Origin of the sequence: Vibrio sp. 10N.286.46.A8, assembly GCF_041470165.1 — a bacterium.
Taxonomy (GTDB): domain Bacteria; phylum Pseudomonadota; class Gammaproteobacteria; order Enterobacterales; family Vibrionaceae; genus Vibrio; species Vibrio tasmaniensis_A.
Genome location: NZ_JBFRLX010000054.1, coordinates 1 through 20,877, shown reverse-complemented (window position 1 = coordinate 20,877; position 20,877 = coordinate 1). Strand labels below are relative to the sequence as shown.

The 20,877-nt window shown below is 43.3% G+C and carries 20 protein-coding genes and 1 other RNA gene; 14 read left to right on the top strand and 7 right to left on the bottom strand.

The window, feature by feature from the left end:
- A partial coding sequence (locus tag AB4232_RS06690) for a transketolase family protein (RefSeq protein WP_372086690.1) occupies positions 1 to 1,345 on the top strand: 1,345 nt, incomplete at its 5' end.
- 74 nt (positions 1,346 to 1,419) lie between these two features.
- On the opposite strand, the gene AB4232_RS06685 is transcribed toward AB4232_RS06690, so the two are convergent.
- Positions 1,420 to 1,656: a hypothetical protein gene (locus AB4232_RS06685; RefSeq protein WP_012604808.1), complete on the bottom strand. Its 237-nt coding sequence runs from the start codon at positions 1,654 to 1,656 to the stop codon at positions 1,420 to 1,422.
- Between the two features lie 335 nt (positions 1,657 to 1,991).
- Here AB4232_RS06685 and AB4232_RS06680 point away from each other — a divergent pair, with 335 nt between their 5' ends.
- From AB4232_RS06680 to mscS, 8 genes are all read left to right on the top strand, one after another.
- Positions 1,992 to 2,702, top strand: coding sequence for a response regulator (locus AB4232_RS06680; protein WP_372086688.1), 711 nt, complete (start codon positions 1,992 to 1,994; stop codon positions 2,700 to 2,702).
- Entirely contained in the window at positions 2,699 to 4,132 is a 1,434-nt protein-coding gene (locus AB4232_RS06675; RefSeq protein ID WP_372086686.1) for an ATP-binding protein, read from the top strand. The genes AB4232_RS06680 and AB4232_RS06675 overlap by 4 nt, the downstream gene beginning before the upstream one ends.
- Positions 4,129 to 5,373, top strand: a complete 1,245-nt coding sequence (locus AB4232_RS06670; RefSeq protein WP_372086684.1) for an ABC transporter substrate-binding protein — start codon at positions 4,129 to 4,131, stop codon at positions 5,371 to 5,373. The genes AB4232_RS06675 and AB4232_RS06670 overlap by 4 nt, the downstream gene beginning before the upstream one ends.
- 178 nt (positions 5,374 to 5,551) lie before the next feature.
- Entirely contained in the window at positions 5,552 to 7,075 is a 1,524-nt protein-coding gene (locus tag AB4232_RS06665; protein WP_029222971.1) for a PTS transporter subunit EIIC, read from the top strand.
- A gap of 206 nt (positions 7,076 to 7,281) precedes the next feature.
- On the top strand, positions 7,282 to 8,331 hold the full coding sequence (gene epd, locus AB4232_RS06660) for an erythrose-4-phosphate dehydrogenase (protein ID WP_029222970.1): 1,050 nt from the start codon (positions 7,282 to 7,284) through the stop codon (positions 8,329 to 8,331).
- 166 nt (positions 8,332 to 8,497) lie between these two features.
- On the top strand, positions 8,498 to 9,661 hold the full coding sequence (locus tag AB4232_RS06655; protein ID WP_009847672.1) for a phosphoglycerate kinase: 1,164 nt from the start codon (positions 8,498 to 8,500) through the stop codon (positions 9,659 to 9,661).
- A gap of 155 nt (positions 9,662 to 9,816) precedes the next feature.
- Positions 9,817 to 10,893 carry a class II fructose-bisphosphate aldolase gene (fbaA, locus tag AB4232_RS06650; protein ID WP_009847671.1) on the top strand — a complete coding sequence of 359 codons (1,077 nt, stop codon included), beginning with the start codon at positions 9,817 to 9,819 and terminating at the stop codon, positions 10,891 to 10,893.
- 376 nt (positions 10,894 to 11,269) lie between these two features.
- The gene (gene mscS / locus AB4232_RS06645; protein ID WP_009847670.1) at positions 11,270 to 12,136 is read left to right on the top strand and encodes a small-conductance mechanosensitive channel MscS; all 867 of its coding nucleotides are present in this window, start codon (positions 11,270 to 11,272) and stop codon (positions 12,134 to 12,136) included.
- A 114-nt stretch (positions 12,137 to 12,250) separates the two neighbouring features.
- On the opposite strand, the gene AB4232_RS06640 is transcribed toward mscS, so the two are convergent.
- Positions 12,251 to 12,880 (bottom strand): LysE/ArgO family amino acid transporter, encoded by a 630-nt coding sequence (locus tag AB4232_RS06640; RefSeq protein WP_135382351.1) that lies wholly within the window; start codon positions 12,878 to 12,880, stop codon positions 12,251 to 12,253.
- A 142-nt stretch (positions 12,881 to 13,022) separates the two neighbouring features.
- On the opposite strand from AB4232_RS06640, the gene AB4232_RS06635 reads away from it, so the two are divergent.
- Positions 13,023 to 13,919, top strand: coding sequence for a LysR family transcriptional regulator ArgP (locus AB4232_RS06635; protein ID WP_135382350.1), 897 nt, complete (start codon positions 13,023 to 13,025; stop codon positions 13,917 to 13,919).
- A gap of 110 nt (positions 13,920 to 14,029) precedes the next feature.
- Positions 14,030 to 14,743, top strand: a complete 714-nt coding sequence (locus tag AB4232_RS06630) for an oxidative stress defense protein (RefSeq protein WP_009847667.1) — start codon at positions 14,030 to 14,032, stop codon at positions 14,741 to 14,743.
- Positions 14,744 to 14,854: 111 nt separating this feature from the next.
- On the opposite strand, the gene serA is transcribed toward AB4232_RS06630, so the two are convergent.
- The 5 genes from serA to zapA form a co-directional block, all read right to left on the bottom strand.
- The gene (gene serA, locus AB4232_RS06625; RefSeq protein ID WP_017097288.1) at positions 14,855 to 16,084 is read right to left on the bottom strand and encodes a phosphoglycerate dehydrogenase; all 1,230 of its coding nucleotides are present in this window, start codon (positions 16,082 to 16,084) and stop codon (positions 14,855 to 14,857) included.
- A gap of 261 nt (positions 16,085 to 16,345) precedes the next feature.
- A complete protein-coding gene (gene rpiA, locus AB4232_RS06620; protein ID WP_009847664.1) occupies positions 16,346 to 17,002 on the bottom strand; it encodes a ribose-5-phosphate isomerase RpiA in 657 nt (218 codons plus the stop codon).
- Positions 17,003 to 17,126: 124 nt separating this feature from the next.
- Complete coding sequence (locus tag AB4232_RS06615) at positions 17,127 to 17,726, bottom strand: 5-formyltetrahydrofolate cyclo-ligase (protein WP_135382349.1); 600 nt, start codon at positions 17,724 to 17,726, stop codon at positions 17,127 to 17,129.
- Between the two features lie 6 nt (positions 17,727 to 17,732).
- A non-coding RNA gene (gene ssrS / locus AB4232_RS06610) (6S RNA) lies at positions 17,733 to 17,915 on the bottom strand.
- A gap of 11 nt (positions 17,916 to 17,926) precedes the next feature.
- Entirely contained in the window at positions 17,927 to 18,235 is a 309-nt protein-coding gene (gene zapA, locus AB4232_RS06605; RefSeq protein WP_004735366.1) for a cell division protein ZapA, read from the bottom strand.
- A 307-nt stretch (positions 18,236 to 18,542) separates the two neighbouring features.
- Here zapA and AB4232_RS06600 point away from each other — a divergent pair, with 307 nt between their 5' ends.
- From AB4232_RS06600 to AB4232_RS06590, 3 genes are all read left to right on the top strand, one after another.
- Complete coding sequence (locus AB4232_RS06600; protein WP_004735367.1) at positions 18,543 to 19,118, top strand: YecA family protein; 576 nt, start codon at positions 18,543 to 18,545, stop codon at positions 19,116 to 19,118.
- A 24-nt stretch (positions 19,119 to 19,142) separates the two neighbouring features.
- Entirely contained in the window at positions 19,143 to 20,321 is a 1,179-nt protein-coding gene (gene ubiH / locus AB4232_RS06595) for a 2-octaprenyl-6-methoxyphenyl hydroxylase (RefSeq protein WP_372086681.1), read from the top strand.
- A gap of 11 nt (positions 20,322 to 20,332) precedes the next feature.
- Positions 20,333 to 20,877: FAD-dependent monooxygenase (locus AB4232_RS06590; RefSeq protein WP_372086679.1), on the top strand; the 545-nt coding region annotated here is incomplete at its 3' end.

The following is a 20,877-nucleotide window of genomic DNA, read 5'->3' as shown; positions in this document are numbered from 1 at the left end:
TGGTCACGATGCTGACGCAATCAATGCGGCTATCGAAGCGGCTAAAGCGGATCCTCGTCCAACACTTATCTGTACTAAGACTATTATCGGTTTTGGTTCACCAAATAAAGCGGGTACGCACGACTGTCACGGTGCTCCACTAGGTGCTGATGAAATCACAGCAACTAAAGCGGCACTTGGTTGGGAGCACGGTCCTTTCGAAATTCCAGCTGATATCGCAGCTGAGTGGAATGCGAAAGAAGCAGGCGCAGCGAAAGAAGCAGCGTGGAATGCTAAGTTTGACGCATACGCAGCGGCTCACCCTGAGCTAGCAGCTGAATTCAAACGTCGTACTAACGGCGATCTTCCAGCTGAGTGGGAAGAGAAAGCAAACGCAATCATTGCTGATCTTCAAGCTAACCCAGCAAACATCGCATCACGTAAAGCATCTCAAAATGCTCTAGAAGCATTCGGTGCTATGCTACCTGAATTCATGGGCGGCTCTGCTGACCTTGCGCCTTCTAACCTGACTATGTGGTCTGGTTCTAAGTCGCTTGAAGCGAACGACTTCTCAGGTAACTACATCCACTACGGTGTACGTGAATTCGGTATGACGGCTATCATGAACGGTATCGCTCTGCACGGTGGTTTCGTACCATACGGCGCAACGTTCCTAATGTTCATGGAATACGCACGTAACGCAATGCGTATGGCTGCTCTGATGAAAGTTCAGAACATTCAAGTTTACACGCATGACTCTATCGGTCTTGGCGAAGATGGTCCTACTCACCAACCTGTTGAGCAGATTGCTTCTCTACGTCTGACTCCAAACATGAGCACATGGCGCCCATGTGACCAAGTTGAGTCTGCTGTTGCTTGGAAACTAGCAATCGAACGCAAAGATGGTCCTTCTGCACTTATCTTCTCTCGTCAAAACCTTGCACAGCAAGACCGTGACACTGAGCAAGTAGCAAACATCGCTAAGGGTGGTTACATTCTGAAAGATTGTGAAGGCAAACCAGAGCTTATCCTTATCGCTACAGGTTCTGAAGTTGAGCTAGCGGTTAGCGCTGCTGCTGAACTAACAGCTGAAGGCAAGAAAGTACGCGTAGTATCTATGCCTGCAACTGACGCGTTCGATAAGCAAGACGCTGAGTACCGTGAGTCTGTACTGCCATCTGACGTTACAGCGCGTATCGCAGTAGAAGCTGGTATCGCTGACTTCTGGTACAAATACGTTGGTTTCGGTGGCAAGATCATCGGCATGACAACGTTCGGCGAATCTGCACCAGCAGGCGAGCTATTCAAGATGTTCGGTTTCACTACTGAAAACGTAGTAAACACTGCAAAAGAGCTTCTTGCTTAATCATTCGTTGTAACGCGAATAGAAAAAAACCGAGCCACTGGCTCGGTTTTTTATTTGGCTTTCAGAAACATGAGTTACTCGAATTCATTTCCCCAATTATCAAGTTCTCTAGTCCCACAGACCTTACATTCAACGTAACGATCCATGTTGTAGTAATGACCACCATTGATAATTGAATTAGCAAACAGCTTTATTCTTCCTAACAAAGTTTTGTCGGTATCATAGCTGCTTGTTTGGCGAACAAGAACTTCACTATGTGGCGTTTCTTTATTGCACGTTTTACAAAAATGAGTCGCTGGAAATCCAGACATAACCTTTTCCTTTGGTTGAGAAAACTAGGTTAGAAACAGCCGTAGAATTAGGTCAGACTCATTTAGATATCATTGCATAATAGCCATTACATTCGCTAGATTTATAAATTCATTTTGTCGAGGTATGTCGCTTAATTGATTTAGTGAGGAAATGTTACCTACTCCTGCACTCAGTACTTGTTTAGGTATTTAGCAATAGAGTTAACTGTGCATAGAGTCATTTGTAACGAACCGCTTACATTGCGGAGTTTGAGCGCATTTCGTTATTAATATTCTTGAAAGATATAACGAAGTAAGAGAATGTTGGCGCGTTGTTTTCATATGAAAGGTCTAGCATGACAAACAAAGTAATCTTGGTGGTCGATGATAGTCAGGACATTCTTGATGCTCTTAGTGAATATCTGGAACGTTCAAGCTTTACGGTTATCACAGCTCTTGAAGGCAATGAGATGTGGAAGAAGCTTGAAACTGTCACTCCAGATCTCATTATTTTAGACATCATGCTACCCGGAGATGATGGTTTGACCTTGTGCCAGAAACTACGTCTTCAATCTCAAGTTCCCATTATTATGCTCACCGCAGTAACCGACGATGCTGATCGAATAGCAGGATTAGAAATTGGAGCTGATGACTATATTACTAAGTCATTTAACCCACGTGAGCTATTAGCCAGAATCAAAGCTTTATTGAGGCGTTCCACGTTTAGCCATAGCCAAGGTGAACGGACTCTGAAATTCATGGATTGGACTTTTGACACTCTTAAACGACAACTGAAACATGAAGATGGTGAGGCAGTCTCTCTTTCTAGCGCCGATTATAACTTGCTTACGCTCATGTTGGATTCTCCCAACCAACTACTAAGCCGAAATGATATTGCTCAAGCGCTTTGGGGAAGGGATGCGGAGCCACTAGAGAGAGGTATTGATGTACAAATTAGCCGGTTAAGAAAGCAATTAAGAGACGATGACCGCAACACGATTATGACGGTAAGGCATCGCGGCTACATGTTAGTGATCGATTCACATATTAATCGTATTAAATTTTGAAAAAAAACATACTCCAATCAATGGTTGCTCGTATCACCTTGTCTATGTTCATGGTTATTCTCATGGCTGAAATACTGGCAGGTGCGGTATGGTTTACAGCAACATCAGCATCAAAAAAAGAGTCAGCTAGCCACGCCATGACAGCTATATCATCAGCTGCAGCAGATACTATTAATTACTTCTCTGGCTTACCCATTAATTACCGTCACTTGGTGTTGGAACAGCTACGAAATATAGGAGGAACAAGGTTTTTCATATCCATAAATAACCATAAACTTCCTATCACTTCTTTATCTGATTACTCATTGGTTCCTCAGATGGAAGTACAAGCGTCTGAACTTTTGAATCAGCAACTTAGAGATTCACGCAAAGTACATGTCACTTTAACTAAGCGAGAAGATTTACGGGTGTTTAACTCTGGTATCAAGCTTTATGAACTTCCGGCGTTGTGGAAAGACTACAGTTTGGTATTAGGTAAATTGGATTTGCCTATTGCTGTGATTCAGGTGGAGTTTTCAGAGAATGAATGGCTTTATTTAGCCACCGTTCTACCGCTGTCTTTTGATAGTCTGACCGATAATTTCATTGATAGCAGACAAGTCATATTTCTCCTTATTGTTACCTTCATGCTTATGGGTGTTTCTTATGTTGTCTTACAGAAGGAAATTCGTCCTTTTCGTTCTTTAGCACGCTCTGCCACTCTTATGGGGTCGCAAATGCAGATTGAAGAAATCAAAGAAGAAGGCAGTTCAGAAACCAGAGCGGCTATTCATGCTTTCAACAAAATGAACCGTCGAATCAAATCGTATTTGCGGGATAGAGATATGTTTTTTAATGCGATATCCCATGATATTAAAACACCATTAGCCTGTTTAAAGTTACGAACTGAAATGATGGATGATGAGCAAACAAAGTTAAGGTTTGAAAAGCTATTGAACGAAGTCGATATGATGTTGAACGGGGCTTTGCAATATATGCGAGATAATGACATCCACGAAGAGTTAGAGTGGAGTGATATTAACGATATCCTTGAACAATGCGCGGCTGTTCATAACAAAAATGGAGTATGCGTAAGCCTGATAGATCTGCCAAGGATTGAGCTTTATGGCAAGCCACTAGCAATCAAACGTTGTTTATTCAACTTAGTTGATAATGGCGTTAAATATGGAAATACGGTCGACATCAGTATGTTTTCTCACTCTGATTCTATTCAAATCGTGCTGCGTGATGCAGGAAAAGGAATCAAAGAAGATATGTTAGAAAAAGTCTTTGAACCTTACTTTAGAGACAATGATACAGGCATTGAAGGTTCAGGTTTGGGACTAGCAATTGCTCGTAGTATCGCAAGGGCACACGGTGGGGACATTCAGTTATCTAATTCACCAGAAGGTGGGCTTGAGGTGGACATTATTTTGGTGAATGCCCTATGAAAAAATGGTTACTGTTAAGTCTTTTGTTATCGACGAACCCCGCGTTTTCTTCCCCCTCTGTTGAAATGCTGCATTGGTGGACGGCTGCTGGAGAAGAAAAAGCGTGGTCGGTCATCGAGAAGCAATTTGAATCTCTGCCTTATACATTAAAAAGTGAACCAATCAGTGGCGGTGGTGGTGCACCTGCCAAAGCGATTCTTCAAGCCAGAGCGATTGCCGGGTATTCCCCTGATATTGCTCTTATGGAAGGTCCGGCTATTCAGTCATGGGCGGCGTTAGGTTTTTTAAATGATGTCAATGAAGTCGCAGAATCGCAGAGGTGGGATCAGTCGCTGTATCCTGATATTAAAGCCATTCACCAATATGACGGGAATTTTGTCGCCATACCTTTGAATATCCATCGATTAAATTGGATGTGGATAAATAAAAAGGTACTAAATCAGCATCAACTTTCATCACCTCAGACGTGGGACTCGTTACTGTTAGCATTAACTACGCTGAAAAGTAAGGGGGTTAATCCTTTGGCTTTGGGAGAAGACTCTTGGCAAATTGTGCAAGTTTTTGAAAATATTGCATTCGGAGTAGGTGGAGCAAATTATTATCGACAGGCATTTGTGGATTTAGACCCTGACGCATTAAATAGCGATAAAACACTTGAGGCGCTTAAGCGCTTTCGCTCTCTGGCTAATATTGTAGGTAGTGATTTACCGAGTATTAGTTGGGATCAGGGGACAAAATCTTTGCTTGAAGGGGAGTTTGCCTTTCAATTTACAGGTGATTGGGCTCTGGGAGAGATGTTTATTAGTGCAGAAGGTGAAATTCCAGATTACATAGAATGTCGAGCGTTCCCTTCTACGGAAAAAGGTTTTATCTACAATGTTGATAGCTTGGCATTTTTTACAAAAGTAACGGGTGAAGATCATAATATGGTATCGGTAATGACCTCGTTATCTTCTCCCCAATTTCTTTTAGACTTCAGTAAAAAGAAAGGTTCAATACCTGCTCAAGCAAATATACCTGTGAATGAATTATCACGATGCCAACAGCAATCTTATCAAGATTACATTCATGCGAGTTCTGAAGGTACAGCTATGCCAAGCTTGACCGATTCAATGGCTGTTAACCCTGTTCTTCAGAATGCGGTATCCAACGAGTTATATCGCTACTTTATGGACTCTTCCATTTCAGCGGAAGCACTTATTGGACACCTACATGCTATTAATAATGAGGTGTTTCGTTAGTTTCTTGTTCTTCTTTTGACTTTAAATGTCTAGCTAGAAATTACTATGTACCTTCGACATTTTTCAGCCTAGGTCTATTGTAAAAATCGGGTTACAAACTACTTGCTATTTGTAACCTTGAGATTCAATTATCTTGATAAAGTTCATTGGTATTCTAACGATATTAAAGGACTTTATTATGCTAGATAGTTTTAAAAGCGGCTTATCTAAGCTTTCCTTAATTGGTAAAGCATTGATGTTGCCCATATCTATATTACCCGCAGCGGGGTTATTACTTGCCTTCGGTGCTAAGCTCGACATTCCCCTAATGATGCGTGCTGGTGGCGTTATATTTGATAACTTAGCCTTACTGTTTGCGGTAGGAGCCGCGGTTGGTTTGACTAAGGAGTCAGGGATTGCCGCTTTAGCCGCGATTGTCGCCATGGTCGTGATGAATGCGACAATGGGGGTGGCGCTCGGCATTACACCTGAGATGGCGATGGGAGGTGGCCGTTATGCAATGGTGATGGGTATTCCTTCATTGCAAACAGGTGTCTTTGGCGGACTCATTGCAGGTATCCTCGCAGCCGTTATGTATCAACGTTTCTATGATACTAAGCTGCCTGATTTCCTTGGTTTCTTTGCCGGTAAACGCTTTGTACCGATTGTGACTGCGTTTTCTGCATTCCTAATTGGTTTAGTTTTACCCCATATTTGGTCATATATTCAATCAGGTATTGACGCGCTATCGCATATGGCGAATGGCGGAAACATGTACGTATCAACTTTCATCTACGGATTTATGGAGCGAGCTTTAATTCCAGTTGGTCTCCATCATATTTTTTATAGCCCTTATTGGTTTTCTTTCGGTGAGTACACAACTGCCGCGGGGACCATTGTAAATGGCGATCATACCATTTGGTTTAAAATGCTTGAAGATGGAGTAAAAACGTTCTCAACCAGTGAATACCAAGAAGCAGGAAAATTCCTATCGGGTAATTTTGCTATCTACATGTTTGCTTTCCCTGCTGCATGTTTAGCTATGTATCATGAAGCGAATGATAAAAATAAAAAAATTGCAGCAGGTATTTTAGGCTCTGCTGCTCTTACTTCGTTTGTTACAGGTATAACAGAACCCGTTGAATTTGCTTTTATCTTTGTCGCACCTTTACTTTATGTTTTTTCTGCAATCATGGCAGGGGTGTCTTACGCGGTGACTTATGCGTTGGATGTTCATATTGGTAAAACCTTCTCAGCCGGCATTATTGATTTCGTGTCTTTTGGTGTTCTTCCCGCGATGGATGGGTTCAAAACTAACTGGATCAATGTGATTCTTTGGGGTCTAACCATGGCCGCTATTTATTACACGGTTTTCCGTTTTGCTATTCGAAAGTTCAATTTGAAAACAGTAGGACGTGAGGATACTCAAAGTAAGGCGATCACTTTGGACAATGAAGATTTAGCTAGTGAAATCACAATCTTGATTGGTGGTGCCGCTAACATTACTTCGATAGGAGCATGTATTACGAGATTGCGTTTACAGATTAAAGATCAGGCTCTTGTGAATGAACAAGGAATCAAAGACCTAGGTGCTATGGGGGTCATAAAAGTAGGTTCAAGTGGCCTGCAAATTATTTTGGGCTCAAGAGCTCAATTTGTGGCTGATCTTATGAGTGAAAGAACTGGTGAGTCACCAAGTGCACTATCAACTAACCCAAGTTAAAAGTACGGGCTACTTCCGATAAAGCTGATGGCAACAAGCTTGTTGTCTCTTATACATAAATAGTAACGCTATCAACGTTATGGTTGGTGGCGTCTATTTATATTTAAAGTTTTGAAGTTATGACAGCTTTAGTATTCAACTAATGCGCTTTGAGTAGGATTCAGTTATCATCTGTTGCACGAAATTTTGGTTAGATGTACGGAACTATGCTAAAAGTCGCGATAAACGGATTTGGACGAATAGGGCGTAATGTATTACGCGCTGTCTATGAAAGTGGCAAAAGCCAACAAATCAAAGTAGTAGCTGTCAATGAGCTTGCTCAGCCTGACGCTATGGCTCACCTATTACAGTACGACACCAGTCACGGCCGCTTCGGCAAGAAAATCTCTAATGATCAAGAGCACATTTATGTTCATCATGGCATTGGTGCTGAAGATAAAGGCGAGTTTGATACCATTCGTATCTTACACCTGGCTGATATTGAACTATTGCCTTGGCGTGATCTTGAAGTCGATATTGTTCTCGATTGTACCGGTGTTTACGGTTGCCGAGATGATGGCCTAGCGCACATCGCTGCTGGAGCTAAAAAGGTACTGTTTTCACACCCTGGTGCTAACGACCTTGATAACACCATTATCTATGGTGTAAATCACGATACTATCGAAGCTGACCACCGAATCGTTTCCAATGGTTCATGCACCACTAACTGTATTGTCCCTATCATTAAAGTACTTGATGATGCCTTTGGTATTGAGTCAGGTACCATTACGACCATTCACTCTTCAATGAATGATCAGCAAGTTATTGATGCATACCATAGCGACTTGCGTCGTACTCGAGCAGCAAGCCAATCTATCATTCCTGTCGACACTAAATTGCATAAAGGTATTGAAAGAATCTTCCCGAAATTTTCTAACAAGTTCGAAGCGATATCTGTGCGTGTGCCGACGGTAAACGTCACTGCGATGGATTTAAGTGTCACAATTAATACAAATGTGAAAGTTAATGACGTAAATCAAACCATTGTTAATGCTTCCCAGTGTACATTACACAATATAGTTGACTATACTGAAGCGCCGCTCGTTTCCATCGACTTTAATCACGATCCCCATAGCGCAATCGTTGATGGCTCACAAACTCGAGTGAGCAATGGCACCTTAGTGAAAATGCTGGTGTGGTGTGACAATGAATGGGGCTTTGCGAACCGAATGCTGGATACGGTTCTTGCAATGCAAGCTTCAGAAGGCAAGAAGTAAGACCTAGAAGCAAATGTGTGGATTATTTATTTTTTAGCTTGAAATAAATACTAAGTGTCCACATATTATTAGCAGTTAAAGCATAACCAGTTGAATAATTTATAGGCTTAGCAGGGTTGCTGAGTTTCCAAAACTTTATTTTTATTTAAATTTGAGAGGACAAATCATGTCTGTGATCAAGATGACTGACCTGGAACTTGCAGGTAAACGCGTATTCATCCGTGCTGACCTAAACGTACCAGTAAAAGACGGTAAAGTAACTTCAGATGCACGTATCCTAGCATCTCTACCAACTATCAAACTTTGCCTAGAAGCTGGCGCAAAAGTTATGGTTACTTCTCACCTTGGTCGTCCTACTGAAGGCGAGTACAACGAAGAGTTCTCTCTAGCTCCTGTAGTTAACTACCTAAACGACGCACTAGACTGTGACGTTAAACTAGCGAAAGATTACGTAAATGGTCTTGAGCTAAACGCTGGTGAACTAACTGTTCTTGAAAACGTTCGCTTTAACAAAGGCGAGAAGAAGAACGAAGAAGCTCTTTCTAAGCAATACGCTGCACTATGTGACATCTTCGTAATGGATGCATTCGGTACAGCTCACCGTGCTCAAGCGTCTACACACGGCGTTGGTACTTACGCTCCTGTAGCATGTGCTGGTCCTCTTCTAGCTGCTGAGCTTGAAGCTCTTGGTAAAGCAATGGACAACCCAGCTCGCCCACTAGTGGCTATCGTTGGTGGTTCTAAAGTTTCTACTAAACTAACCGTTCTAGAATCTCTTTCTAAAATCGCTGACCAACTTGTTGTTGGTGGTGGTATCGCGAACACGTTCATCGCTGCTGAAGGCCACAACGTAGGTAAGTCTCTATACGAAGCTGACCTAGTTGAAACAGCTCAGAAGCTAATGAAAGAGTGTGCTATCCCAGTAGCGACTGACGTTGCATGTGCTAAAGCATTCGACGAAAACGCAGAAGCTGAAATCAAGCACGTTTCTGAAGTTCAAGACGACGATATGATCTTCGACCTTGGCCCTGATTCAACTGCAGCTCTAGCTGAAATCATCGGCAACGCGAAAACTATTCTTTGGAACGGCCCTGTAGGTGTATTCGAATTCAAGAACTTCGAAGCGGGTACAGCTGGTATTTCTAAAGCAATCGCTGATTCTGAAGGTTTCTCAGTAGCGGGCGGTGGTGACACGCTAGCAGCTATCGACAAGTTCGGTATCAAAGCAGATGTTTCTTACATCTCTACTGGTGGCGGTGCTTTCCTTGAGTTTGTTGAAGGCAAAGTACTTCCTGCAGTAGCTATGCTTGAAGAGCGTGCTAAAGCGTAATTGATTTAGAAAGGCGAGATACGAATCTCGCCTTTTAACGTTTGCTGCATATCACACTTATTTGCTAGAATAGCGGAAGTTGTGAGCAAACGATTGCAAATTTTTAAACTTAAGTTTTTTATCTTAAAACGAATAGAATAAATAGGACTATTTCCATGTCTAAGATCTTCGATTTTGTAAAACCTGGTGTAATTTCTGGCGATGACGTACAGAAAGTATTTGAAGTAGCAAAAGAAAACAAATTTGCTCTTCCTGCAGTAAACGTTGTTGGTACTGACTCTATTAACGCAGTACTAGAAGCGGCTGCTAAAGTTAAGTCTCCAGTTGTTGTTCAGTTCTCTAACGGCGGCGCTGCATTCTTCGCAGGTAAAGGCGTTAAACTTGAAGGTCAAGGCGCACAAGTTCTTGGTGCTGTAGCTGGTGCAAAATACGTACATGCTGTTGCTGAGTCTTACGGTGTTCCAGTTATCCTGCATACTGACCACGCTGCTAAGAAACTTCTACCATGGATCGATGGTCTACTAGATGCTGGTGAAGAGTTCTTCGCACAAACTGGTAAGCCTCTATTCTCTTCTCACATGCTAGACCTTTCTGAAGAGTCTCTAGAAGAGAACATCGAAACATGTGCTACTTACCTAGCTCGCATGGCTAAAATGGACATGACAATCGAGATCGAACTTGGTTGTACTGGTGGTGAAGAAGACGGCGTTGATAACTCTGATATGGACGCATCTGAGCTTTACACTTCTCCAGAAGACGTAGCATACGCATACGAGAAGCTAATGGCTGTTAGCCCACGTTTCACTATCGCTGCATCTTTCGGTAACGTACACGGTGTTTACCAAGCTGGTAACGTTGTACTAACTCCAACTATCCTACGTGACTCTCAAGCATACTGTGCAGAGAAGTTCGGTATTGCACCTAACGCTCTAAACTTCGTATTCCACGGTGGTTCTGGTTCTTCTGAAGCAGAAATCCAAGAGTCTATCGGCTACGGTGTTATCAAAATGAACATCGATACTGATACACAGTGGGCAACTTGGGATGGTATCCGTCAGTACTCTGCTGATAACTTCGATTTCCTACAAGGTCAAATCGGTAACCCAACTGGTGAAGCTGCGCCAAACAAGAAGTACTACGATCCACGCGTATGGCTACGTGCTGCTCAGTCTTCAATGGTTACTCGTCTTGAGAAAGCATTCGCTGACCTTAACGCTGTAGACGTACTATAATTCTTTGAATTAAGTACTCTTTAAGTTTTAAAAACCCGCTCATTGAGCGGGTTTTTTTATGTCTGATAAAAACTTGTATTAAATATGTGAAAAACCTAGCCTACGGTGAATAAATTTCGTAGTCTTTTAGTTATCGGTATTTGCGTTTATTGGTAAGTTTTATTAATTCAAAAGCTTACATAAATATGACTTTGCAATCGGTCAAAGATAGGATATCGTGCCGAAAAACTGGACCTGGTTCAGTTTATAAAAAGGACTTGGCTTTAATTTACTTTTAACACAGTGACTTAACAGGAGTTGAACTGTTTATTATTGTAAAAGTAAGTTTGGCTTAAGACAGTTTAGCTCATAGCATATTATATAGAGGATGCACATTATGGCTGATAGTTCGACAGCGCTTGAGACTCCAATTGTGGATGGTTTATCTCAGGCCGAGCAGTGGTTAACAAATAATTCAGATCTATTTATCCAATACGGTGTAAACATTATCTCTGCACTGATAATTCTATTTATTGGTAACTTGATTGTTAAAGCAGTCGCGAATAGCGTATCTAAGGTTCTTGAGAAGAAGAAGATGGATCGAGCTGTTGTGGAGTTTATCCACGGTTTAGTTCGTTACTTATTGTTTGTTATTGTTCTTATCGCTGCACTTGGTCGTTTAGGCGTTCAAACTGCATCTGTAGTTGCTGTTATTGGTGCGGCTGGTTTAGCCGTTGGTCTTGCGCTGCAAGGCTCACTATCTAACTTTGCAGCGGGTGTACTTATCGTTGCATTCCGTCCATTCAAGTCTGGTGACTACGTGGAAATTGGTGGTGTAGCGGGTTCAGTTGATTCAATTCAGATCTTCCAAACTGTTTTAACAACACCAGACAACAAAATGGTTGTAGTACCTAACGGAAGCGTTATCGGTAGCCCAATCACTAACTATTCTCGTCATGCGACGCGTCGTATTGATCTAATGATTGGTGTTTCTTACAACGCTGATCTTCAGAAGACAAAAGCGCTACTGACTAAGATCTGTGAATCTGATGAGCGCGTATTGAAAGATCCAGGTGTTCAAGTAGGTGTTCACACACTAGCTGATTCTTCAGTTAATTTTGTTGTTCGTCCATGGGTTAGTACTGCTGACTACTGGAATGTTTATTTCGACCTTATGCAAGCTATCAAAGAAGGCTTGGATAACGAAGGTATCGAAATCCCATTCCCGCAAATGGATGTACACATGAATAAAGTTGAAGCTTAATTTCTAGTTAGTTTTTATAGCTATAAGCTTTTATAAGGAAAGGCGGATAACTTAGGTTATTCGCCTTTTTTGTTGGATGAGTAAAGTTTGTTTGATGACTAAAGAAGAATAGGTTTACCCGTATTGTTCAATGAGTCCATTGGCGAGCACAAGTGCAATAGCGAACATCATGGTTGCTACCGCGATATCGATGCCTTTCTTAACTTTAGGTTTCGATAGCGTTGGACCTAGCTTTGCTGCGCCCAATGATAAGGAATAAAACCACACGAATGAAGCTAAGATAGTCCCCATCGCAAACGCAATTCTGTCGTTGCCTTCAAACTGCCCACCAATAGATCCAAGAATCACCACGGTATCCAAATAGAGGTGTGGGTTTAATACTGTTACAGCTAATGCACCCAAAATAACGGTGCGCTTGCCACGAGCCAATACCTCACTTTTTGATTCATCACTGGTGCGCGTTTTGAATGCACTGCGCAGTGATAGCAAACCATATACCGTTAGAAAAGCGATACCGCCCAATGTCACAGAGGTAAGCAGCAATTCATTTTTAGACAGAATTGCTCCGCCACCAAAAATACCCAATGAGATAAACAGGGTATCGAGCAGGCTACAAATCGTTGCAGTCGTTAAATGATGATTGCGTTTTATGCCTTGATTTAGGACGTACGCATTTTGTGCGCCTATCGGGATTATCATACTTGCCCCTAGACCAAAACCTTGTAATAAAACCCAAAAACTCATTTTAACCTCCACTTAATTAACGATATTTACGTGCTATGTTGCGAAGATACTCCGACCCTTTAAATAAGTATAATTAATGATTTTAATCTATTATTAGAGTTGCTAATGTGGTGTTGGGTTAGCTTAAAAAGGAAGCAAATTGATGCGTGGATTGGATTATAAATGGATTGAAGCACTGGATGCCGTTGTGAAACAACGTAGCTTTGAGAGAGCCGCTGAGCAGTTATACATCTCCCAATCAGCGGTGTCCCAACGTATCAAGCAGCTAGAAAAGTGGTTAGCCCAGCCTGCGCTGGTGAGAGAAAACCCACCAAGACCTACACCAGCAGGAAAAAAGCTGTTGGGTTTGTATCGTCGTGTTCGCTTGTTAGAGCACGAGCTTGTGCCTGAGTTAATGAATGAAGAGGGTACTCAACCACTATCGATATCCATAGCCACCAACGCTGATAGTTTGGCGACATGGTTGTTACCTGCACTGTCGGATGTGATGAAGTCTCGTCAAGTCGAGTTGAACCTCGCGATTCATGGTGAGTCTAGAACCATTGAAAAAATTAAAAGCGGTGAGGTTGCCGGTGCGATCAGTTTGGAGCCTCAAGCGATTCCTGGGTGCAGTGCAGACTACCTCGGTAGGATGGATTATGTGTGTGTGGCGAGCCCTGATTTTCATCAGCGTTACTTTTCAGAGGGCGTAAACTACGCCACATTAAGCAAAGCGCCTGCGGTTTCTTATGATCAATACGATGATCTGCATAAGAAGTTTCTGCATGACCATTTTAACGTACCGAGAGACAGTGTGATCAATCATACGGTCGGCAGTTCAGAAGCATTTGTGCGCTTGGCATTATCGGGTGTTGCCTATTGCTTGATTCCTCGATTGCAGATTATCGAGGAACTAGAGTCTGGTGCTCTGATGGATATTACCCCTGGCTTTCTGCTGTCTTATCGCATCTATTGGCACCATTGGCAGCTTGAGAGCGGGGTGCTAAAAGAGGTATCCCAAGCGATATTAAGTTTTGCTCACAATTATTTACCTCAGTAAGTTGTTGGTTTTTTCAGCGTCAAAGTTCTGTTAGATGTGCACAATCAGGATTGGCTAAACGATAAATTACTCTATGATGGAAGGACATTTGTTTAGCATAGGTCTACCTAATGAAGTTTGTACCAAAGATGTTAGCAACGTCTCTTACTCTTACTGCTGCGTTGAGTGCTGTGAGCTTTCCATCACTGGCTGACTCTCCATCCTTTCCGCATATTTCAACAACAGGTTATGGTGAAGTCATCGCGACACCAGATATGGCGACATTCTCAGTGAGAGTGGTAGAGTCAACGATGACGGCTGAACAGGCTAAAAGTACTGTTGATAAAGTGGTAACGGGCTTTCTAAATAAGCTGCACCAAGCCGGCGTAGATGAGGCGAGCGTACACAGCTCTAATCTGTACCTATCTCCTCAGTACCATTATCCAAAAGATGGCAAACCAGAATTGGTTGGCTACCGCGCTTCACGCAATGTGAGCGTTCAAGTGAATGAGCTCGCTAATCTCAATGAGTACATGGATATTGCAATAGGACAGGGTATTAACCAAATCGATAATATCCAGCTGCAAGTTCGTGACCAAGCTAAGTATCAAGAGCAAGCACGCTTAGAAGCGATCAAAGATGCGACATCAAAAGCTAAATCATTAGCGAGTGGTTTTGAGCGTGAGCTAGGTGATGTTTGGCGTGTTGATTACAACGCACAATCTTCTCAGCCAGTGCTAATGCGTTCAATGGCGATGGATGCAAGAACAGAATCGAACTCTTATGAAGACTCAACGATCACCATTCGTGATCGTGTCAATGTGATCTATCAGATCGAAGAATAAGATAGCGCTATAGAGGCTTTTGGATCATGGTGATCTAATTACCTACGATAGGCCAAATACTAGAAAGGCTCTCATGATGAGAGCCTTTTTTGTGCATTTTGAATGCGATGATTAGTGAAGAAGACGAGCACGGATTGTGCCTTCGATCTCTTTCAGTTTAAGCAGTGCTTCTTCAGAGCGATCGGCTTCTACATCGATAACAACATAACCCATATCTGCTGCAGTCTGTAGGTACTGACCCGCGATGTTGATCCCTTCTTCTGCGAAGATGGTGTTGATCTGAGTAAGAATACCTGGACGGTTCTCATGGATGTGTAGCAAACGAGATGTGCCCGTATGCAATGGCAGTGATACCTCTGGGAAGTTAACACTTGATAGCGTAGAGCCATTATCAGAGTACTTAGCAAGCTTACCAGCAACTTCTACACCGATGTTCTCTTGTGCTTCCTGTGTTGAACCACCCACGTGAGGGGTAAGAATCACGTTATCGAACTGCATTAATGGAGACTCAAACGGGTCTGCATTGGTTTTTGGTTCTGTTGGGAAAACATCAATAGCCGCACCAGAAAGGTGACCAGAATCCAGAGCGCCACACAGAGCAGGGATGTCAACTACCGTGCCACGAGCTGCATTGATAAAGATAGAGCCAGGCTTCATACGCTCGAACTCTTCTTTACCCATCATGTCTTTAGTTTCATTGGTTTCAGGTACGTGTAAAGAGATCACGTCACACTTGTTCAGCAACTCGGTCATAGTATGAACTTGAGTGGCATTACCTAGAGACAGCTTGTTTTCGATATCGTAAAAGTAAACACGCATACCAAGGTTTTCAGCAATAATACCCAGCTGAGTGCCGATGTGACCGTAGCCAATAATACCTAAACGCTTACCACGAGCTTCGTAAGAGTTGTCTGCACTCTTTTTCCAGATACCACGGTGAGCAAGAGCATTCTTCTCTGGGATACCGCGAAGCAGTAATAGAACCTGACCTAGAACGAGTTCGGCAACACTTCGAGTGTTGGAGAACGGTGCATTGAAAACAGGGATACCGCGCTTTGCTGCTGCTTGAAGGTTGACTTGGTTAGTACCAATACAGAAACAACCGACAGCAACCAGCTTTTCAGCCGCATCAATAACTTCTTGGGAGATGTTGGTGCGAGAACGGATACCAATGAAGTGAGCATCTTTAACTGCTTCAAGAAGTTCATCTTCAGGTAGTGAGCCTTTGTGGTACTCAATGTTTGTGTAACCAGCGGCTTGCAGTACTTCTACAGAAGAAGGGTGAAGACCTTCTAGAAGTAGAATTTTTATTTTTTCTTTTTCCAGTGAAACTTTGGCCATTGTTCTCGTCCTTAAAATGGAAAGGTTGGGCAAATGCGGCGCACGTGCTACAAAATGGCTGAAAGGGGAACAAATTCACCACTTTGTTAGGAGACAAACGTTTTCCCTGTGCGTCTTCTGAACAATAAAGTAACAAAAAAAAAATGTTTTGGGTAAGAAAATTACGGAATAAGACATAATTTTACAGCAATAAAGCAAAAAAAACGGCGCCCTAGGGCACCGTCTGTAATGAAGTAACAGAAAAACTCAATCTTCTATTATTTATTCTTCGATTTTTGCACCTTCAGGCGTGCCAGTGATAACTACATCAGCACCACGGTGAGCGAACAGACCAACCGTTACCACACCAGCGATACCATTGATGATATCTTCTAGCTGTTTTGGGTTTTCGATCGCCATGCCGTACACATCTAGGATCACGTTGCCGTTATCGGTTGTGCAGCCTTCGCGGTAAACTGGGTCACCACCAAGTTTTACTAATTCACGAGCAACGTATGAGCGTGCCATTGGGATAACTTCAACAGGCAGTGGGAATTTACCCAACACATCAACTGCTTTGGTACCATCAACGATACAAATAAACTTATCAGAGATAGCTGCTACGATTTTTTCACGAGTCAAAGCAGCGCCGCCGCCTTTGATCATATCGCGAGAACCGTTAATCTCGTCAGCGCCATCAACATAGATGTCTAGCTTGAATACGTCGTTGCATTCGAATACTTTGATTTCTAGCGCTTCTAGTTTTTCAGTAGAGGCTACAGAGCTTGAAACCGCACCCTTGATTTTGTCTTTCATTGTGCCAAGTGCGTCGATGAAGTGATTTACTGTTGAGCCAGTACCTACACCTACAATGCTGCCTTCTTCAACATATTGAAGTGCTGCCCAGCCCGCTGCTTTTTTCATTTCATCTTGAGTCATGCCATTCTCCTGAATAAGGTCTTGCGCTTTGAATTAATCGTTTGCGTAATGATGAAGTTAACGTTTAGATATTGGGGTAACTTTTGGATATCGAGGTTAACGTTTGCGGCGCGATTATAGCGCTTTAATGGTTGTTTTCCCATTGCCAAGTTTTACTCGGAGTCACGATTTTAGGTAACGGAATGTCCCAATCTTCAATTGGTAAACGATCGACATGTTGGCAATCGTGAGCAAGGCCAATAGGTGTTGCGCCATTGCCCGTCTCGAACCATCGAGCCAAGGTGCGATCGTAATATCCACCGCCCATGCCTAAGCGATGCCCTTGAGAGTCAAAGCCCACCAATGGTGTGAGAATAAGATCGAGTTGTTGGCATGGTTTGACGAGCAATTGATTGAGCAGAGGTTCAACGATTCCGTACTTATTCAAAACCGTCGCTGTGCTTGGCGAGTAGTGCAGAAACAGCAGATGTCCGGCCGAGAAGGGGTGCAATACTGGTAAATAAGTTTGCTTACCTTGCGCCCATAACCATTCAATTAAAGGCTGGGTATCGAGTTCGCCATCAATCGAAATATAGAGGGCTATATGTTGAGCCGACTGAATATCATCAAGCTGAGCACACTGCTTAACTAAGTCTATCCCGGATTGAGTTTGTTGTTCGCTAGATAGGGAGTTACGTTTGATGCGGATCTGTTTGCGAAATTCGCTGCGTGTGAGCGTCTTCATAAGAAGGGATACCCCAAAGTGCCGTTGAGAATAGATGGCCCTTGAACCAGCGAGTTCAAGGCGGATCAGCAATGATTACCGTAGGCTTCTCGGCGGACCGAGCATGCTCAATAGCACTCAAGTACTAACCCTTAGGGATTGCTTATCGGCTCGGGGACGTGAATCCTCTGACAAACACTCCAGGGTAAATTTTGTGTACGCTATTGCTGTCCGTGCTTAACTTTACTGAGGACATCTGAAAGTGATGTCGTGAGCTGTTCCATTCGCTCGGTCAGTGCGTTTTGTTCATCATTTGCTTCAAACTTCTTGGTTTGTAATTCATAGCAAATGTTCAGAGCTGCGATCGTTAGCAGCTTCACTTCATTGGTTACCTTAGTACGTTCAGCCATCTCTTTCAATCGATTATCAAGATCGGCCGCCGCTGCAATCAATGACTCTTCTTGCCCTGGGGGACAATTCACTCGAGTCAGTTTTCCTAATATTTCAACGTCTACCGCTTGATTACTCATGATGGATGAACTCTTTAACGCACTATTTAAGGCTGTTGCTCTTTATCATTTTTTGAGAAAGAAAAAGTGCAAGTACCGATGAGGAAGCAATCTCCTCTGAGGGAGAAACTATAGGTAAACCGCTATTAAGATTCAAGCTTTTCAGAGTGACTGTTTGTAAATGAGAGCTTGAGCACACAGTAATTCAGCAAATTGAACAATTGGTAGTCAGTCATCCTTCAATTGCTCAGGATCGACGCTTACCAGAATTGGGGTGAAGTGGTACGATTATACTATCGATATAAAGAATAACTGAGCGAGCTATCTGATGAGCGAAACTACTTTACCTGACTACCTAACGGTTGCGACTGAACTTCAATCGGCAAGCCTAGCCGTAAACCCTGCTGAGATGCATGGTTTATTAACGGGTATGTTGAGCGGAGGCTTAAACCTAGCAGATAAAAGCTGGCAACCACTTATCTTTGATTACACCAATGAAGGCATGGGGTGGCCAGATCGCGCATTAACGTTAGCGGAAGCGACATTAAAGGTGACGACCAGCGAAATCACAGGTTCAGGCATGGAACTGTCTATGTTGCTGCCTGATGAAGACGCAAGCGCAAGCTTGTTTGATTTGGCTGATGGTGTGTCAGATTGGATCAACCACTTTATTTCTGGTTTAGGCTTGGTTGGCGCTCAATTGAATAAAGCGTCTGACGGTACCAAAGAAGCATTAGCTGATCTTGAAGAGATGGCAAAGCTAGGCATTGACGAAGACGATGATATGGAAGAGCAAGCGCAGCTTCTAGAGCACGTTATTGAACACGTAAAAGCGTGTGCACTAACGATTCATGCTGAATTCGGTGCTCGCCCATCTGAAGATGCGGCTCCAACCATTCATTAATCCGCTTGTCGGTTTGAGGTTATAATGGCTCAGTATGATGTTGTAATTGCTGGTGGCGCAATGGCGGGGGCGACCTTAGCCCTTGCTCTGAATCACCTCAGTCAAGGTTCTCTATCGATTGCGGTAGTAGAGCCTTATCAGGTTGATCATCAAGCTCACCCAGGGTTTGATTCTCGTTCTATTGCTTTGTCTTATGGCACGGTGCAGATCCTCGACTCTTTGCAGTTGTGGCAATCTATCGCTCCCGTTGCAACCCCGATCAAAGATATTCATGTATCAGATCGAGGTCATGCTGGGATGACAGACATCTACAGTGAAGATCTTGCTGTTGATGCGCTCGGCTACGTGGTGGAGTTGGCGGATGTTGGTCGGATCTATCAGCAGAAATTAGAATCAGAAGCTACGATTACGATGCTTTGCCCTGAGTCTGTTAGAACCGTTGAACGTGATGAATCGTTAACGACGATTGAGCTGACAAGTGGGCAAACAGTAACCACTAAGTTATTGGTTGCAGCTGACGGTGCAATCTCAACTTGTTGTCAGCAACTCAATATCTCATTGAGTGAGCATGACTTTGAACAAGTCGCTGTGATTGCCAATATCGTGGCGAGCGAACCCCATCAAGGTCGAGCCTTTGAGCGTTTTACTCATCATGGGCCAGTTGCTCTGTTACCGATGAGCGATAACCGTTTATCGCTAGTTTGGTGTTTGTCACCGGAACAAGCACAAAAAGTGGTGGCCTTAAACGACAACGAATTTCTTGAGCAGTTACAGAATGACTTCGGTTGGCGACTTGGCCGACTAGAGAAAGTCGGCAAGCGTGCGAGCTACCCACTGATTCTTCGCCACCGACAGCAAAATATCTCTCATCGATTTGCCATTGTTGGCAATGCTGCTCAAACACTTCACCCTATTGCGGGGCAAGGTTTTAATCTTGGCATTCGTGATGTGGCTTCCTTGGCGGAAGAATTATGTACTCAATTGGATGATGTAGGTCGTTACACAGGTCTTGTTAACTTTAGAAAGCGCAGAGAACAAGACAGAGACACGACGATTACGTTGACTTCAAGCCTAGTTCATCTGTTCTCAAACGATTTTTTGACCGCTCGTATTGGGCGAAACCTTGGGTTAGCCGTAATTGATAACCTTCCACCACTTAAAGGTCCACTTTTGCGTCATACGCTTGGCCTAGTAGAAAGATAAGGTAATAAATAATGATGCAAAGTGTTGATATCGCGATTGTTGGCGGTGGCATGGTTGGCCTAGCGCTTGCGGCTGCACTGAAAGACAGCGATCTAAGAATTGCGGTCATTGAAGGCAGAGCGCCTAGCGAAGGGCTTAGCGAATTGCCTGATGTGCGTGTGTCGGCATTGAGCCGCTCGAGCGAAGTGATTCTTCGCAATCTAGGCGCATGGCAAGGTATCGAACAAAGACGTGCTGCGCCCTACCAAGCGATGGAAGTGTGGGAACAAGACAGCTTTGCTCGCATTGAGTTTGACTCAACACGCTTAGCACAGCCTAACCTAGGCCATATTGTAGAAAACCGCGTAATCCAATTAGCGCTGCTTGATCAGGTTAAGAAGCAAGATAATGTCAGCCTATACATGCCTGCAACGTGTAAAACGATGGCGATTGGTGAGAGCGAAGCATGGCTAACCTTAGACAACGGCCAAGCGCTGACAGCAAAGTTAGTTGTTGGAGCTGACGGTGCAAACTCTTGGGTTCGCAAGCAACAAGATATCCCATTAACTCATTGGGA

Bases quoted from the DNA above. Each gene is read 5' to 3' on its own strand.
- AB4232_RS06685 (WP_012604808.1), bottom strand. From the start codon at position 1,656: ATGTCTGGATTTCCAGCGACTCATTTTTGTAAAACGTGCAATAAAGAA.
- AB4232_RS06680 (WP_372086688.1), top strand. From the start codon at position 1,992: ATGACAAACAAAGTAATCTTGGTGGTCGATGATAGTCAGGACATTCTT.
- AB4232_RS06670 (WP_372086684.1), top strand. From the start codon at position 4,129: ATGAAAAAATGGTTACTGTTAAGTCTTTTGTTATCGACGAACCCCGCG.
- AB4232_RS06665 (WP_029222971.1), top strand. From the start codon at position 5,552: ATGCTAGATAGTTTTAAAAGCGGCTTATCTAAGCTTTCCTTAATTGGT.
- epd (WP_029222970.1), top strand. From the start codon at position 7,282: ATGCTAAAAGTCGCGATAAACGGATTTGGACGAATAGGGCGTAATGTA.
- AB4232_RS06655 (WP_009847672.1), top strand. From the start codon at position 8,498: ATGTCTGTGATCAAGATGACTGACCTGGAACTTGCAGGTAAACGCGTA.
- fbaA (WP_009847671.1), top strand. From the start codon at position 9,817: ATGTCTAAGATCTTCGATTTTGTAAAACCTGGTGTAATTTCTGGCGAT.
- mscS (WP_009847670.1), top strand. From the start codon at position 11,270: ATGGCTGATAGTTCGACAGCGCTTGAGACTCCAATTGTGGATGGTTTA.
- AB4232_RS06640 (WP_135382351.1), bottom strand. From the start codon at position 12,880: ATGAGTTTTTGGGTTTTATTACAAGGTTTTGGTCTAGGGGCAAGTATG.
- AB4232_RS06635 (WP_135382350.1), top strand. From the start codon at position 13,023: ATGCGTGGATTGGATTATAAATGGATTGAAGCACTGGATGCCGTTGTG.
- AB4232_RS06630 (WP_009847667.1), top strand. From the start codon at position 14,030: ATGAAGTTTGTACCAAAGATGTTAGCAACGTCTCTTACTCTTACTGCT.
- serA (WP_017097288.1), bottom strand. From the start codon at position 16,084: ATGGCCAAAGTTTCACTGGAAAAAGAAAAAATAAAAATTCTACTTCTA.
- rpiA (WP_009847664.1), bottom strand. From the start codon at position 17,002: ATGACTCAAGATGAAATGAAAAAAGCAGCGGGCTGGGCAGCACTTCAA.
- AB4232_RS06615 (WP_135382349.1), bottom strand. From the start codon at position 17,726: ATGAAGACGCTCACACGCAGCGAATTTCGCAAACAGATCCGCATCAAA.
- zapA (WP_004735366.1), bottom strand. From the start codon at position 18,235: ATGAGTAATCAAGCGGTAGACGTTGAAATATTAGGAAAACTGACTCGA.
- AB4232_RS06600 (WP_004735367.1), top strand. From the start codon at position 18,543: ATGAGCGAAACTACTTTACCTGACTACCTAACGGTTGCGACTGAACTT.
- ubiH (WP_372086681.1), top strand. From the start codon at position 19,143: ATGGCTCAGTATGATGTTGTAATTGCTGGTGGCGCAATGGCGGGGGCG.